11 protein-coding genes are annotated in these 14174 nt (G+C 67.3%); 10 read left to right on the top strand and 1 reads right to left on the bottom strand.

Annotated elements, in window-relative coordinates; translation table 11 throughout:
* Positions 1-7 precede the first annotated feature (7 nt).
* Genes lpxD through rnhB form a run of 5 tightly spaced genes read left to right on the top strand, consistent with a single transcriptional unit; the run spans position 8 to position 4117 of the window.
* Entirely contained in the window at positions 8-1054 is a 1047-nt protein-coding gene (lpxD, locus tag R3F42_02680; GenBank protein ID MEZ5540929.1) for a UDP-3-O-(3-hydroxymyristoyl)glucosamine N-acyltransferase, read from the top strand.
* A gap of 38 nt (positions 1055-1092) precedes the next feature.
* Positions 1093-1551 carry a 3-hydroxyacyl-ACP dehydratase FabZ gene (fabZ, locus tag R3F42_02675; protein ID MEZ5540928.1) on the top strand — a complete coding sequence of 153 codons (459 nt, stop codon included), beginning with the start codon at positions 1093-1095 and terminating at the stop codon, positions 1549-1551.
* Positions 1548-2318 (top strand): acyl-ACP--UDP-N-acetylglucosamine O-acyltransferase, encoded by a 771-nt coding sequence (gene lpxA / locus R3F42_02670; GenBank protein ID MEZ5540927.1) that lies wholly within the window; start codon positions 1548-1550, stop codon positions 2316-2318. The genes fabZ and lpxA overlap by 4 nt, the downstream gene beginning before the upstream one ends.
* A gap of 37 nt (positions 2319-2355) precedes the next feature.
* Positions 2356-3528 carry a lipid-A-disaccharide synthase gene (lpxB, locus tag R3F42_02665; GenBank protein MEZ5540926.1) on the top strand — a complete coding sequence of 391 codons (1173 nt, stop codon included), beginning with the start codon at positions 2356-2358 and terminating at the stop codon, positions 3526-3528.
* Positions 3518-4117, top strand: coding sequence for a ribonuclease HII (gene rnhB, locus R3F42_02660; GenBank protein MEZ5540925.1), 600 nt, complete (start codon positions 3518-3520; stop codon positions 4115-4117). Before lpxB ends, rnhB begins: the two co-directional genes overlap by 11 nt.
* Positions 4118-4163: 46 nt before the next feature.
* On the opposite strand, the gene R3F42_02655 is transcribed toward rnhB, so the two are convergent.
* Positions 4164-5252, bottom strand: coding sequence for a GGDEF domain-containing protein (locus tag R3F42_02655; GenBank protein ID MEZ5540924.1), 1089 nt, complete (start codon positions 5250-5252; stop codon positions 4164-4166).
* Between the two features lie 239 nt (positions 5253-5491).
* Here R3F42_02655 and dnaE point away from each other — a divergent pair, with 239 nt between their 5' ends.
* The 5 genes from dnaE to kdsA all read left to right on the top strand — a co-directional run bounded on the left by dnaE (position 5492) and on the right by kdsA (position 14161).
* Positions 5492-9001 carry a DNA polymerase III subunit alpha gene (dnaE, locus tag R3F42_02650; GenBank protein MEZ5540923.1) on the top strand — a complete coding sequence of 1170 codons (3510 nt, stop codon included), beginning with the start codon at positions 5492-5494 and terminating at the stop codon, positions 8999-9001.
* A 164-nt stretch (positions 9002-9165) separates the two neighbouring features.
* Positions 9166-10125 carry an acetyl-CoA carboxylase carboxyltransferase subunit alpha gene (locus R3F42_02645; protein MEZ5540922.1) on the top strand — a complete coding sequence of 320 codons (960 nt, stop codon included), beginning with the start codon at positions 9166-9168 and terminating at the stop codon, positions 10123-10125.
* 42 nt (positions 10126-10167) lie between these two features.
* On the top strand, positions 10168-11547 hold the full coding sequence (gene tilS, locus R3F42_02640; protein MEZ5540921.1) for a tRNA lysidine(34) synthetase TilS: 1380 nt from the start codon (positions 10168-10170) through the stop codon (positions 11545-11547).
* Positions 11548-11621: 74 nt separating this feature from the next.
* The gene (locus R3F42_02635) at positions 11622-13292 is read left to right on the top strand and encodes a CTP synthase (protein MEZ5540920.1); all 1671 of its coding nucleotides are present in this window, start codon (positions 11622-11624) and stop codon (positions 13290-13292) included.
* Between the two features lie 29 nt (positions 13293-13321).
* Positions 13322-14161 (top strand): 3-deoxy-8-phosphooctulonate synthase, encoded by an 840-nt coding sequence (gene kdsA / locus R3F42_02630; protein ID MEZ5540919.1) that lies wholly within the window; start codon positions 13322-13324, stop codon positions 14159-14161.
* Positions 14162-14174 lie beyond the last annotated feature (13 nt).

Here is a 14174-nt window from a genome sequence, read left to right as displayed (position 1 = left end):
AGCGCCCATGGTCATGACACTGGGAGAGCTGGCGCAGCGGCTCGGTGCCACGCTCAAGGGCGGGGACCCGGCGCAGCGGCTGACGTCGGTGGCGACCCTGCAGCACGCCGGCGCGGAGGATCTCAGCTTTCTTGCCAACAAGGGCTACCGTAAATTCCTCCCCGCCACACGCGCCGGCGCCGTGATCCTGGCTGCCGAGCATGCCGGCGAGTGCCCGGTTGCCGCGTTGATCGCGGCGCAACCCTACGTCGCCTATGCGCGTGCGGCGGCACTGCTCGTGCCGCCGCCCCCGGCGCGCCAGGGGGTCCATCCGACAGCCGTGCTGGAGGACGGCTGCCAGGTCGATCCCGGCGCTTGGGTGGGGCCGCACTGCGTCATCGAGCGCGCGGCCGTGATCGCGGCCGGGGTCCAGCTTGCCGCCGGGTGTTGCGTCGGCAGCGGCAGCCGGATCGGGGCCAACAGCCGCCTGGCGGCGAATGTCGTGATCTGCCACGGTGTCGTCATCGGCGAGCGGGTCACCATACACCCCGGCGCGGTCATCGGCAGTGACGGTTTCGGTCTGGCCAACGACCGCGGCAACTGGCTGAACGTGCCGCAGCTCGGCGGCGTACGCATCGGCAATGACGTCGAGATCGGTGCCAACACCACGGTAGATCGCGGCGCGCTCGACGACACCGTGCTGGAGGACGATGTCCGGCTCGATAACCAGATCCAGGTCGCGCACAATGTGCACATCGGCGCGCATACCGCGATCGCCGGCTGCGTCGGCATATCGGGCAGCGCGCGGATCGGCCGGCACTGCATGATCGGCGGGGGTGCGGGTATCGTCGGGCACCTGGAAATCGCGGATCACGTGATCATCACCGGCATGACCATGGTAACCAAGTCAATCACCGAACCGGGCGTGTACTCGTCCGGTGTGCCGGCCCAGGACAACGACAGCTGGAACAGGAACTACGCCAGATTCCGGCAGCTGGACCGGCTCGCGCGCAGGGTGCAGGCGCTCGAGCGTGGCATTGGCGCTCGTGACGGCGATGGCGGCAAGCGCGGCTGATTGCGCGCCGCGGCAACAGGACAATCACACAAGACTTCATCCGGGGATACCTCAACATGGACATCAACGACATACTCCAGCACCTGCCGCACAGGTATCCATTTCTGCTGATTGACCGCGTCACCGAGTTCAATGCCGGTGAATCGCTGGTGGGTTACAAGAACGTGACCTACAACGAGCCTTTCTTCCAGGGGCATTTCCCCGAGCGCCCGATCATGCCCGGGGTACTGATACTCGAGGCCATGGCGCAGGCGACCGGGCTGCTCGCGTTCAAGACCGTGGAGCGCGGCGCCAGGCGCGAGAGCCTGTATTTCCTGGTAGGCATGGACAAGGCGCGGTTCAAGCGGCCGGTGGAACCCGGGGACCGGCTGGTGTTGCACGCCAAACTGCTGCGCTCCCGCCGGGGTATCTGGGTGTTCGATTGCGCTGCCAGCGTCGATGGCAACCTGGTCGCCAGCGCGGAAATCATGTGCACCGAACAGGATATCGAGCCTTGATCGATCCGCGTGCCGTCATCGATCCGCAGGCGGAACTGGCCGCTGACGTCAGCGTCGGCCCGTACAGCGTGATCGGGCCCGGCGTGAGCATCGGCGCTGGCACGGTAATCGGCCCCCATGTCGTCATCGAGGGGCCGACCAAGATCGGCAGGGACAACCGCATCTTCCAGTTCGCCTCGCTTGGGGCGGCGCCGCAGGACAAGAAATACGGCGGCGAGGAGACCTGGCTGGAGATCGGGGACCGCAACACCATCCGCGAGTTCGTCACCTGCAACCGGGGCACGGTGCAGGATGCCGGCGTCACCCGCATCGGCGACGACAACTGGATCATGGCCTACTGCCACATCGCCCACGACTGCATCGTGGGCAGCCATACCATCTTCGCCAACAACGCCTCCCTGGCGGGGCATGTGCACATCCACGATTACGTCATACTCGGCGGCTATACGCTGGTGTACCAGTTCTGCTCGATCGGCGCCCACGCGCTCACCGCGTTCAGCAGCGGTGTCAGCCTCGACATACCGCCTTATGTGACGGTCGGCGGCAATCCCGCACAGCCGCACGGCCTGAATATGGAGGGCCTGCGCCGCCGCGGTTTCGCGCCGGAGACGCGCAACGCGCTGAAGCAGGCCTACAAGATCCTCTATCGCCAGAATCTGCCGTTGCAGGAAGCGTTGCAGCGACTGCAGGAATTGCGCGCGCAATGCCCCGAAGTCGGACTGCTGACGGATTTCCTGGAAAATCGCAGGCGCGGTATCGTCAGGTAATGCTGCACGCGCCGAGGCAACGGCCGCGCGGGGCGGCATGAGCGCGGCGGCGCGTCCGCTGCGCATCGGCATCGTCGCGGGCGAGCCATCCGGCGACGCCCTCGCGGCAGGGCTCATCGGCGCCATTCGCGCGCAGGCGCCGGACGCGGTGTTCGAGGGCGTGGCCGGTCCGCGCATGCAGGCCGCCGGCTGTACGAGCCTGTTCCCGATGGAGCGCTTGTCCGTCATGGGGCTGACCGAGGTGCTGCGGCACCTGCCGGGACTGTTGCGGATGCGCCGTGCCCTGCGCCGGCATTTCACGGCCACGCCGCCCGACCTGTTCATCGGTGTGGACGCGCCGGATTTCAACCTGGGGCTGGAACGCGCACTGAAGCGGTCCGGCATCGGGACGCTGCATTACGTCAGCCCTTCGGTGTGGGCCTGGCGCCGCTACCGGGTACGCAAGATCGCGGCCAGCGCGGACTGCGTGCTGACCCTGTTTCCCTTCGAGGCGCGGTTCTATCGCGAGCAGGGCGTGCCGGCACGGTTTGTCGGTCACCCGCTGGCGGACCTGATCGCGGATGACGTCGATGCCGCCGCGGCGCGCGACCGGCTGGCGCTGGCGCAGGACGGGCCGGTGGTGGCACTGCTGCCGGGCAGCCGGGTGAGCGAGGTCGGACGGCTGGCGCGCCCGATGCTCGAGGCCGCGGCCTGGTGCCATGCGCGCCGGCCCGGGCTGCGCTTCGTGGTGCCGCTGGCGAACGGCCGCTGCCGCACGGCGTTCGAGCGGGCACTGGCCGCGCTGGCGCACCCGCTGCCGCTGATCCTGCTCGACGGCCAGGGCCTGGAGGCAATGGCCGCGGCCGATGTGGTGCTGCTGGCCTCCGGTACCGCCACGCTCGAATGCATGCTGCTGAAGCGGCCGATGGTGGTGGCCTACCGGCTCTCCGCGCTGACCTACCGGCTGGCCAGGCTGCTGGTGCGGACACCGTATATCGCGTTGCCCAACCTGCTGGCAGGCGCGCCGCTGGTAGCGGAACTGGTCCAGCACGAAGTCACGCCCGAGCGGCTTGGCGGGGAGCTGCTGCGGCTGCTCGACGACGCGGACCTGGCCGGGCGGCTGCAACGCACCTTCACCGACTTGCATGCCGGGCTGCGGCGTAATGCGAGTCGCGGCGCGGCGGAAGCCGTGTTCAAACTGATAGCCACGGGACATTGCGATGGCGACTGAATTGCAACTGCCGCAGGGTCGGGTTGCCGGCGTGGACGAAGCCGGGCGCGGTCCGCTGGCCGGGCCGGTGGTGGCCGCCGCGGTGATCCTCGATCCCTTGCAGCCGATTGCCGGTCTGCGCGATTCCAAGCAGCTGAGTCCCGCGCGCCGGGAGCGGCTCTACGACGAGATCATCCGCCATGCCTTGGCCTGGGCCGTGGGACGCGCGGAGGCGGCCGAGATCGACCGGATCAACATCCTGCAGGCGACACTCCTGGCGATGCAGCGCGCGGTCGAGGCGTTGCAGCCCGGTGCCGAGTACGTGCTGGTTGACGGCAATCGCTGTCCCCGGCTGCCTTGTCCGGCGCAGGCCATCGTCCGGGGCGACAGCCGGGTGGCCGCGATCAGCGCGGCATCGATTCTCGCCAAGGTGACCCGGGACCGGGAAATGATTGTCCTGGATGCGCGCTATCCCGGTTATGGGCTCGCCCGGCACAAGGGCTATCCGAGCAAGGCACACCTGGAGGCGCTGGCGGCGCTGGGCCCGACGCCGCAGCACCGGCTGTCGTTCGCGCCCGTGCGGCGGGTGGCCGAGCGGTGCCGGGATTAGAACCTATCCCATGATCCCGCGCGGCCGCGGGATCATGGGATAGGTTCTAGGCGCAGACCAGTCCGCTCTCCAGCTCCTTGGCGTAATTGGTTACCCGGTTGCGGCCGCACTGCTTGCTGTTGTAGAGCGCAAGGTCGGCCTTGTCGAGCACCTCGGCCGGCTCGCTCACGCCCTCCGGGTAGCTGGCCAGGCCGATGCTCGCGCTGGGGGCGATGCATTGTCCTCGGACGCTCAGCGTGGTGTTGCTGATGGTGTTGCGGATGCGTTCCGCGCAGGCACGCGCGTTGTCCAGTGTGGTGCGGGACATCAGGATGACGAATTCGTCGCCGCCGTAGCGCGCGATAACGTCGGAGGCGCGTACACAATGCTGCAGCGCCTGCGCCGCGGCCTGGATCATGTGGCTGCCGGTCGCGTGACCGTACAGGTCATTGACCTGTTTCAGGCCGTCGATATCGATCATCACCAGGCTCAGCGACTCGTCGTGGCGTCGTGCGCGCTCGATCTCGCGCTTGAGGATGTTGTTGAAGGCGCGCATGTTGAGCAGGCCGGTCAGTTCATCGGTCTGCGACAGCAGCGTGATCTTGCGCTTGGCGGCGAGGATGTCCGCGGCCAGCATGGAGGTCACGCCGGCAACCAGCAGGAAGGGCGAGAACTTCGCCGCCAGCAGGGTCAGGGTCTGCGCGGTGAACATCTCCTCGGCATACTGCTGATAGCCCGTCAACACGTAGCAGCTGGCGACCAGCACCACCTCGAGCGTGGTCATGGCCTTGCCCAGTGCGATCGCGCAGGCGATGATCACCAGCAGGTAGAGGTTGATCAGCGGACTGTCGATGTGTCCGGTCAGCTGCAGCACCACCGTGATGTAGATGACCATGGACCAGGTTTCGATTGCCAGCTTCAACCGGGTGTTGGGCGCCAGGATGTTCAGGTAACGGAAGATGAGGATGAACACCGTGTACAGCACGCTGGCCAGGACGATCGCATCCGGTGCCGTCACCGCGGTGCCGGGGATGAAGAAATATGCCAGGACGAGGATCAGCAGCAGCCAGTGCAGATCCGCCATGCTGCGCGAGAAGCCCCTGAGTTCCTCGGCTTCGAAGATACCGGCTAGATGTACGCTGTGGGGCGGGTGCATGGGTCGGGACGTCCACGGGCAGCTGCGCTACAGCCTGTATCGACCAGAAGACGTCGAAAATTAATATGAGCGCTCTCGCACTTCAGGCAAATTCCCGCTGCCGGTGCCGCGGCCCCTGGGGGTGGCCGTGTCCATGATCTGTTACTGTTTATATTCAAATATATATAATATTTATCTAATCTTTTTTCTGGGTGTTGGCCGGCTTGCAACCGGGCAGTGAAAATCGGACACTTTTTGCCATGCCGGCCACCTTCGTTCACCTGCACGTCCATACCGAATACTCGCTGGTCAACGGCACCGTGCGCATCAAGCCGCTGGTCCGGCAGGTCGCCGAAGCCGGCATGCCGGCCGTGGCGGTGACCGACCAGTGCAACATGTTTTCCATGGTGAAGTTCTACCGTGCCGCGATGGCCGCGGGGGTGAAACCGATCATCGGCGTGGATGTGTGGGTGGCAGACCCTGCCGCGGGCGACCCGCCCGCCCGCCTGGTCCTGCTGTGCCGGTCGCGCACGGGCTACCTGAATCTCACCCGCCTGGTCTCGCGTGCCTATACGCAGGGACAGCAGCGCGGGATACCGGTACTGGAGCCGGACTGGTTCGAGGGCGGCGCGGAGGGTCTGATTGCGCTGTCCGGCGGCATGGCCGGCAATATCGGCCGGGCCCTGCTGGCCAACCGGGAGGACCTGGCCGGGCAGGCGCTGGCAACGTGGCAGCGTCTGTTCCCGGACAGTTTCTACCTCGAGCTGACACGCGCCGGCCGGCCCGGGGAGGAGGATTACCTGCACCGGGCGGTCGCGCTGGCCGCGCGCCACGACGTGCCCGTGGTGGCTACCAACGACGTCCATTTCCTCGCGCCGGCAGACTTCATCGCGCACGAGGCGCGGGTCTGCATCAACGAGGGCCGCACGCTCGACGATCCGCGCCGTACGCGCCAGTTCACCGAGCAGCAGTACCTGCGCACGCCGCAGGAGATGCAGGCGCTGTTCGCGGATATACCGGAGGCGCTGGAAAACAGCGTCGAGATCGCGTGCCGCTGCAACCTGGAGCTGGAACTGGGCCGCAACTACCTCCCGGATTTCCCGCTGCCGGCGGGGACCGGTATCGAGGCGTATTTCCGTGCCCAGGCAGAGGAGGGGCTGGAGCAGCGCTTCGCGCAGCTGTACGATCCCGCGCCACCCGACATCGACGCAATCCGCGCGCGCTATCGCGAGCGGCTCGCGGTCGAGATCGACGTGATCCTGAAGATGGGGTTCCCCGGCTACTTTCTCATCGTTGCCGATTTCATCAAGTGGGCCAAGGTCAATGACATTCCGGTCGGGCCGGGGCGTGGTTCCGGTGCCGGTTCCTTGGTCGCCTACGCGCTGACCATCACCGACCTCGATCCGCTGCGCTACGACCTGCTGTTCGAACGCTTCCTGAATCCGGAACGCGTGTCCATGCCGGACTTCGACGTGGACTTCTGCATGGAGGGGCGCGACCGCGTCATCGAGTACGTCGCCGAGCGCTATGGGCGCGAGAAGGTGTCGCAGATCATCACCTACGGCTCGATGGCCGCGAAAGCGGTGGTGCGCGATGTCGGCCGGGTGCTGGGGCATCCGTACGGATTCACCGACCGCATCGCCAAGTTGATCCCGTTCGAGATCGGCATGACGCTGGACAAGGCGCTCGAGCAGGAGCCGCAGCTGGCCGAGCTGTACGACGGCGACGAGGAGGTGCAGGCGCTGATCGATCTCGCACGTGCGCTGGAGGGGCTGGCGCGCAATGCCGGCAAGCATGCCGGCGGTGTGGTGATCGCACCGTCGCAGCTGACCGATTTCACACCGCTGTACTGCGAACAGGGCAGCGAGGGGGTGGTCAGCCAGTTCGACAAGGATGACGTCGAGGCGGTCGGCCTGGTCAAGTTCGACTTCCTCGGCCTGCGCACCCTGACCATCATCGACTGGGCGTTGAAGACCATCAACGCCCGCCGCGCCACGGCCGGCGAAGCGCCGGTCGACATCGGCAAGCTGGAACTGACCGATGCGGCCGCCTTCAGCCTGCTCAAGGCGTCTGCGACGACCGCCGTATTCCAGCTCGAATCGACGGGTATGAAGGATCTGATCCGGCGCCTGCAGCCGGACACCTTCGAGGACATCGTCGCGTTGGTCGCGCTGTTCCGGCCGGGTCCGCTGCAGTCCGGCATGGTCGACGATTTCATCGCGCGCAAACACGGCGCGGAGATCAAATACCCGCACCCGGACCTCGAACCGATTCTCAAGCCGACCTACGGCATCATCCTGTATCAGGAACAGGTGATGCAGATCGCGCAGGTGTTGGCCGGCTACACCCTGGGCGGCGCGGACATGCTGCGGCGCGCTATGGGCAAGAAGAAACCAGAGGAGATGGCCAAGCAGCGCTCCATCTTCCTGGCGGGCGCCGAGCAGCGCGGCGTCGCTGCGGACGTGGCCACCTACATCTTCGACCTGATGGAGAAGTTTGCCGGCTACGGCTTCAACAAGAGCCATTCCGCCGCCTATGCACTGCTGTCCTATCAGACCGCCTGGCTGAAGGCGCACTATCCGGCCGCGTTCATGGCAGCCGTGCTGTCGGCGGACATGGACAACACCGACAAGGTGGTGCATCTGATCGCCGAATGCCGCGACATGAAACTCAGGGTCGTGCCGCCGGACGTCAACCGTTCGGACTACCGTTTCACCGTGCAGTCGGGGGATACCATCATCTACGGTCTGGGCGCCATCAAGGGCGTCGGTCAGGCCGCGATCGAGGGCATGCTGGCCGAGCGCGGACAGGGCGGCACCTTTACCGACCTGTTCGATTTCTGCCAGCGCGTGGATCGAGCCAAACTGAACCGGCGCGTGCTGGATGCGCTGATTCGTGCCGGCGCGCTCGACTCGATGGGCGAGACGCGCGCCTCGCAGACGGCGAATCTGACCCAGGCCCTGAAGCTGGCGGAGCAGCGCAGCCGCGACCTGGACACCGGCCAGAACGACCTGTTCGGGGAAACGGCGGCCGCGGTCCCGGCGCCGCCGCCCGCGCGCGTCGTCCTGCCGGAGTGGGAGGAGGAACAGCGCCTGCAGGGCGAGATGGATGCGCTCGGACTCTATCTGACCGGTCACCCGATCACGCGCTATCTGCCGGAACTGGCGCATATCGTCAGCGGCCGGCTGGCCGAGCTCGAGCAGGTGTGTGCCGCCATGCCCGCGCAGGCAGCCCGGCCCGGCCGGCCGGGGAGCGGTGAACGCGCGGTCACCGTTGCCGGGCTGGTGATGAACATGCGTATCCGCAAGACCCAGCGCGGCGGCAAGATCGCCTTCCTGTCCCTGGACGACAACAGCGCGCGCGTCGAGGTGCGCGTGTTTCCGGAGGTGTACGAGAAATACCAGGCCGTGCTCGGCAAGGACAAGGTGCTGGTGATCCAGGGCGGCTTCGGCCTGGATGACTACACCGGCGGTCACCAGGTCACCGCGCAGAGCATCTACGACATCAACCAGGCGCGCGAACTGTTCGCCCGCCGGCTGGTGGTGGGGGTCGAGTCCGCGCAGGCCGGTAACGGCTTCGCCGATGTCCTCGCCGACATCCTGCAGCCGTTTCGCCAGGGACACTGCCGGGTATGCATCGACTATACCGGCGGCGCTGCGCGCGCGCGGCTGGCACTCGGCGAGGATTGGACCGTGCATCCCACCGACGAGTTGCTGCACCGCCTGCGCGAGCTGGCCGGCCGCGACCGCGTGCAGGTGGAGTATGCCTGATCTGAACCCGCCCCCCGCTCCCGCGCGCGTCAGAGCGGTCCGTGCAGGCGGCTGGATCGAGCGGCGCCACGGTCGCGCCCGCGTGGATGTCCGGGCGGGTTCTTGTCTCGCCGGGGCGGAAACGTTACCTTAGGCGCTCCCGCGAAACCGCACCGGACCCGCTGATGAACCTCAATTTTCTCGAATTCGAGCAGCCGATCGCCGAGCTGGAGGCGAAAATCGACGAGCTGCACTATGTCAGTGGCGACACCGACATCAATATCAGCGAGGAAGTGGAGAAGCTCAAGGCCAAGAGCCGCGAACTGACCGAGTCGATCTTCAACAGCCTGACGCCCTGGCAGATCTCGCAGCTCGCGCGCCACCCGCAGCGCCCCTACACCATGGATTACATCGTGCGGCTGTTCACCGATTTCGAGGAGCTGCACGGCGACCGGCACTATGCCGACGACAATGCCATTGTCGGCGGACTCGCCCGCTTCGAGGGCACGCCGGTCATGGTCATCGGGCAGCAAAAGGGACGCGATACCAAGGAGAAGCTGCAGCGCAATTTCGGCATGCCGCGGCCCGAGGGCTATCGCAAGGCCCTGCGGCTGATGCAGCTGGCGGAACGCTTCGGCCTGCCGGTGCTGACCTTCATCGACACACCGGGCGCGTATCCCGGCATCGGCGCCGAGGAGCGCGGCCAGAGCGAGGCCATCGCCCGCAACCTGCTGGTGATGTCGCGCCTGCGCACCCCGATCGTCTGTACGGTGATCGGCGAGGGCGGTTCGGGCGGCGCGCTGGCGATCGGCGTCGGCGACGTGACCCTGATGCTGCAATACAGCACCTATTCCGTGATCTCGCCCGAGGGCTGTGCCTCGATCCTGTGGAAGAGCGCGGAGAAGGCGTCCGATGCCGCCGAGGCGCTCGGTATCACCTCGGCGCGGCTCAGCGAGCTGGGCCTGGTCGACAAGGTGATCAAGGAGCCGCTCGGCGGTGCGCACCGCGACGTGGACGGAGCGGCCGAGAACCTGCGCCAGGTGCTGCAGGAAGCGCTCGGCAAGCTGAGCGGCAAGTCGCTGGACAAGCTCATCGAGCAGCGCTACAAGCGCCTGATGGCGTACGGACAGTTCAGCGAGCGCTGACGTTCGCACGCGTGCCGCAGGTTTGTGCGCTGTCGCGCAGCCGTGCCTAGGGCCGACGTGAGCTTCACCCCGCAGTTCCTCCATGCCCGGTTGCAGGCGTTCCCGCGGCCGGCCGGCTACCAGGTGGCCTTCAGTGGCGGCATGGATTCCCACGCCCTGCTGCACGCGCTGGCGGCACTGCAGGCGCAGCTGGCGCTGCCGCTCGGCGCCGTGCACGTGAACCACGGACTGCACCCGGAGGCGGCGCGCTGGGGCGCGCATTGCCGTGCCGTCTGTACCGGGCTCGGGCTCGACTATGCCGAGCTGGATGTGGACGCACGTGCCGGCCGCGGCGATTCCCCGGAGGCCGCGGCCAGGACCGCGCGCTATGCAGCGCTGGCCGGCTGGTTGCCCGCCGGCCACTGCCTGCTCACCGCCCAGCATCGCGACGACCAGGCCGAGACCCTGCTGCTGCAGCTGCTGCGCGGCGCCGGGGTGCACGGGCTGTCCGCCATGCCGGTTCGGAGCGGCCTCGGCGCGGGCACGCGCCTGCGGCCGCTGCTGGACGTGTCGCGCGCCGCGCTGCGCGCCTATGCCGAAAGCCGGCGCCTGCGCTGGATCGACGACCCCAGCAATTTCGATACCGGCTTCGATCGCAACTACCTGCGTCATCACGTCATGCCGCTGCTCGCGGCGCGCTGGCCGGCGGTGGCGGCGAACCTGGCGCGCAGCGCCGCACATCAGGCCGAGGCGGCCGCGCTGCTGGATGCAATGGCCATGACCGATCTGCAGGCCGCGGCCGGCGCGGCAGCGGGGCAGCTGCGGCTGCCGGTCCTGGCCGGCCTGCCGCCGGCGCGCGCACGCGCGCTCCTGCGTTACTGGCTGCGACGGGCGACGGGCACGACGCCTTCGGCTGCCGTGCTTGCGCACATGCTCGACGATATCCCGCGCAGTCGCGGGGATGCGCAGCCCTGCGTAAGCTGGGGCGGGTACGAATTGCGCCGGTATCGTGACACCCTGTACCTGCTGCAGGCGCGCCCCGAGCCGGCACCGGCGGAGGCGCTGTCCTGGACGCTGGATGCGCCGCTGGTCCTGCCCGGTGCCGGCGGCGTGCTGCACGCACGGCCGACCACGGGGCGCGGGATCCGCCGCGCCGCCGTCCCGGACGGCGGCGTCCTGGTGCGCTGGCGGCACGGCGGCGAATGCTGCGCGCCGGCAGGACGCGGCCGCCATCACGCATTGAAGAAACTGTTCCAGGAACACGGCATACCGCCCTGGGAACGCACACGAATTCCCCTGATCTTCGTCGGCGAGCGGCTCGCGCTGGTAGCCGGGCTGTGGGTGTGCGAGCCGTTCCAGGCCGGTCCCGGCGAGTCCGCGTTCGAGATCACGTGGGACGCTGCGGCGCCGGCAGCAGGCGCGCCCGGCGCCGCGGGTAATTGAGGTGCCCGGCACGATCTGGTAACGTTGACGCCCGTCCTGCGGCACCCGTGTCGCACCCCGACTCCAGGAATTCAATGACCCGATTCATCTTCATCACCGGTGGTGTGGTGTCCTCTTTGGGCAAGGGCATCGCATCGGCCTCGCTGGGTACATTGCTGGAGACCCGCGGACTCAAGGTCACGCTGCTCAAGCTCGATCCCTACATCAACGTCGATCCCGGCACCATGAGCCCGTTCCAGCACGGCGAGGTCTTCGTCACCAACGACGGCGCCGAGACCGACCTCGACCTCGGGCACTACGAACGCTTCGTCCGCACCACCATGACGAAGGACAACAATTTCACCACCGGCCAGATCTACGAGAGCGTGATCCGCAAGGAGCGCCGCGGCGACTACCTCGGGGCCACCGTGCAGGTGATCCCGCACATCACCGACGAGATCAAGCACAGCATCCGCAAGGGCGCCGACGACGCGGACATCGCGATGGTCGAGATCGGCGGTACCGTCGGCGACATCGAGTCGCTGCCGTTCCTCGAGGCGATCCGCCAGATGGGCGTCGAACTCGGGCACGAGCGCGCGCTGTTCATGCACCTGACCCTGGTGCCCTACATCGCCGCATCCGGCGAGATCAAGACCAAGCCGACCCAGCACTCGGTGAAGGAACTGCGCTCCATCGGCATCCAGCCGGACATCCTGCTGTGTCGTTCCGACCGGCCGCTGCCGCCGTCCGAACGCCGCAAGGTGGCGCTGTTCACCAACGTCGAGGAGCGCGCGGTGATCTCCGCGGTCGATGTCGACAGTATCTACAAGATCCCGCTGCTGCTGCATGACCAGCAGCTCGACGACATCGTCGTCGAGAAGATGCGCATCGAGTGCGCGCCCGCGGACCTGGCGGAGTGGCAGCAGGTGGTGCGCGGCATCGAGCAGGTGGACCAGGAGGTCACCATCGCCATGGTCGGCAAGTACGTCGACCTGACCGAATCGTACAAGTCGCTGTCCGAGGCGCTGGTGCACGCCGGCATCCACACGCGCAGCAAGGTCAAGATACGCTATGTGGATTCCGAGAGCATCGAGCTGAACGGCACCGGCATACTGGCCGGGGCCGCGGCCATCCTGGTGCCGGGCGGATTCGGCGAACGCGGCGTCGAGGGCAAGATCGAGGCGGTGCGTTACGCCCGCGAGCAAAACATTCCGTATCTCGGCATCTGCCTCGGCATGCAGGTCGCGGTCATCGAGTTCGCGCGTCACGTGGCGGGGCTGGACGGCGCGCATTCCACCGAATTCCGCAAGGCCGCAGCGCATCCCGTGATCGCGTTGATCACCGAGTGGAGCCGCGAGGACGGCAGCCGCGAGACCCGCAGCGAGGATTCCGACCTCGGCGGCACCATGCGCCTGGGCGGGCAGAAATGCCGGCTCGTTCCCGACACGCTCGCGCACCGCTTGTACGGCAGGGATATCATCACCGAGCGGCATCGCCACCGCTACGAATTCAACAACCATTACCGCGAGGTCCTGGCGTCGCATGACCTGGTGCTGTCCGGCACCTCGCTGGACGGCCAGCTCGTCGAGGTGATCGAGATCGCGTCCCACCCCTGGTTCTTCGCCTGCCAGTTCCACCCCGAATTCACTTCCACCCCGCGCGACGGGCATCCCCTGTTCACCGGGTTCGTGCAGGCCGCGCTGGCCTACCAGGCCGGTACGCTCACGGCCGCCGCGGCGCCGGCGGTGGCCGAGGCCGACGCCTGAATGGCCTGCGACGCACCGACGGTCAGCGCATGAAACTGTGTCATTTCGATGCCGGTCTGGAACATCCGCTGTTCCTGATCGCCGGTCCCTGCGTCATCGAGAGCGAGCAGCTGGCCATCGACACGGCCGGTGCGCTCAGTGAGCTCACCGCCGATCTGGGCATGCCGTTCATCTACAAGTCGTCCTTCGACAAGGCGAACCGGTCCTCGCACACGAGCTTCCGCGGTCCGGGTCTGGAGGACGGCCTGCGCATCCTGGAACAGGTGAAGGCGCAGATCGGTGTGCCGGTGCTGACCGACGTGCACGAGGACACGCCGCTGGCGGAGGTTGCCGCCGTGGTGGACGTGCTGCAGACCCCGGCCTTCCTCTGCCGGCAGACCAACTTCATCCAGAACGTGGCACGCCAGGGCAGGCCGGTGAACATCAAGAAGGGGCAGTTCCTCTCGCCCTGGGACATGAAGAACGTGGCGGACAAGGCGCTGGCGACCGGCAACACCCAGATCATGATCTGCGAGCGTGGGGTATCGTTCGGCTACAACAACCTGGTCTCGGACATGCGCGCACTGGCGGTGATGCGCAATACCGGTCTGCCGGTCGTGTTCGACGCCACGCATTCGGTGCAGTTGCCCGGCGGTCAGGGCGACCGCTCCGGCGGCCAGCGCGAGTTCGTCCCGGTGCTGGCGCGTGCCGCCGTTGCCGCAGGCATCTCGGGGCTGTTCATGGAAACCCACCCCGATCCTGCGCTGGCCCTCAGCGACGGGCCGAATGCCTGGCCGCTCGGGCAGATGCGCGAACTGCTCGCCACGCTGCAGGCGCTGGATACCGCCGTCAAGGCGGGGCCGCTGCCGGAGACGGCGCTGCTGCAATAGCTGATACGGATTC

The organism is Pseudomonadota bacterium (genome assembly GCA_041395565.1).
GTDB lineage: Bacteria > Pseudomonadota > Gammaproteobacteria > UBA9214 > UBA9214 > UBA9214.
This window is presented reverse-complemented; position numbering and strand designations above follow the sequence as displayed.

Bases quoted from the DNA above. Each gene is read 5' to 3' on its own strand.
- R3F42_02655 (MEZ5540924.1), bottom strand. From the start codon at position 5,252: ATGCACCCGCCCCACAGCGTACATCTAGCCGGTATCTTCGAAGCCGAG.
- lpxB (MEZ5540926.1), top strand. From the start codon at position 2,356: ATGAGCGCGGCGGCGCGTCCGCTGCGCATCGGCATCGTCGCGGGCGAG.
- dnaE (MEZ5540923.1), top strand. From the start codon at position 5,492: ATGCCGGCCACCTTCGTTCACCTGCACGTCCATACCGAATACTCGCTG.
- kdsA (MEZ5540919.1), top strand. From the start codon at position 13,322: ATGAAACTGTGTCATTTCGATGCCGGTCTGGAACATCCGCTGTTCCTG.
- rnhB (MEZ5540925.1), top strand. From the start codon at position 3,518: ATGGCGACTGAATTGCAACTGCCGCAGGGTCGGGTTGCCGGCGTGGAC.
- R3F42_02635 (MEZ5540920.1), top strand. From the start codon at position 11,622: ATGACCCGATTCATCTTCATCACCGGTGGTGTGGTGTCCTCTTTGGGC.
- lpxD (MEZ5540929.1), top strand. From the start codon at position 8: ATGGTCATGACACTGGGAGAGCTGGCGCAGCGGCTCGGTGCCACGCTC.
- R3F42_02645 (MEZ5540922.1), top strand. From the start codon at position 9,166: ATGAACCTCAATTTTCTCGAATTCGAGCAGCCGATCGCCGAGCTGGAG.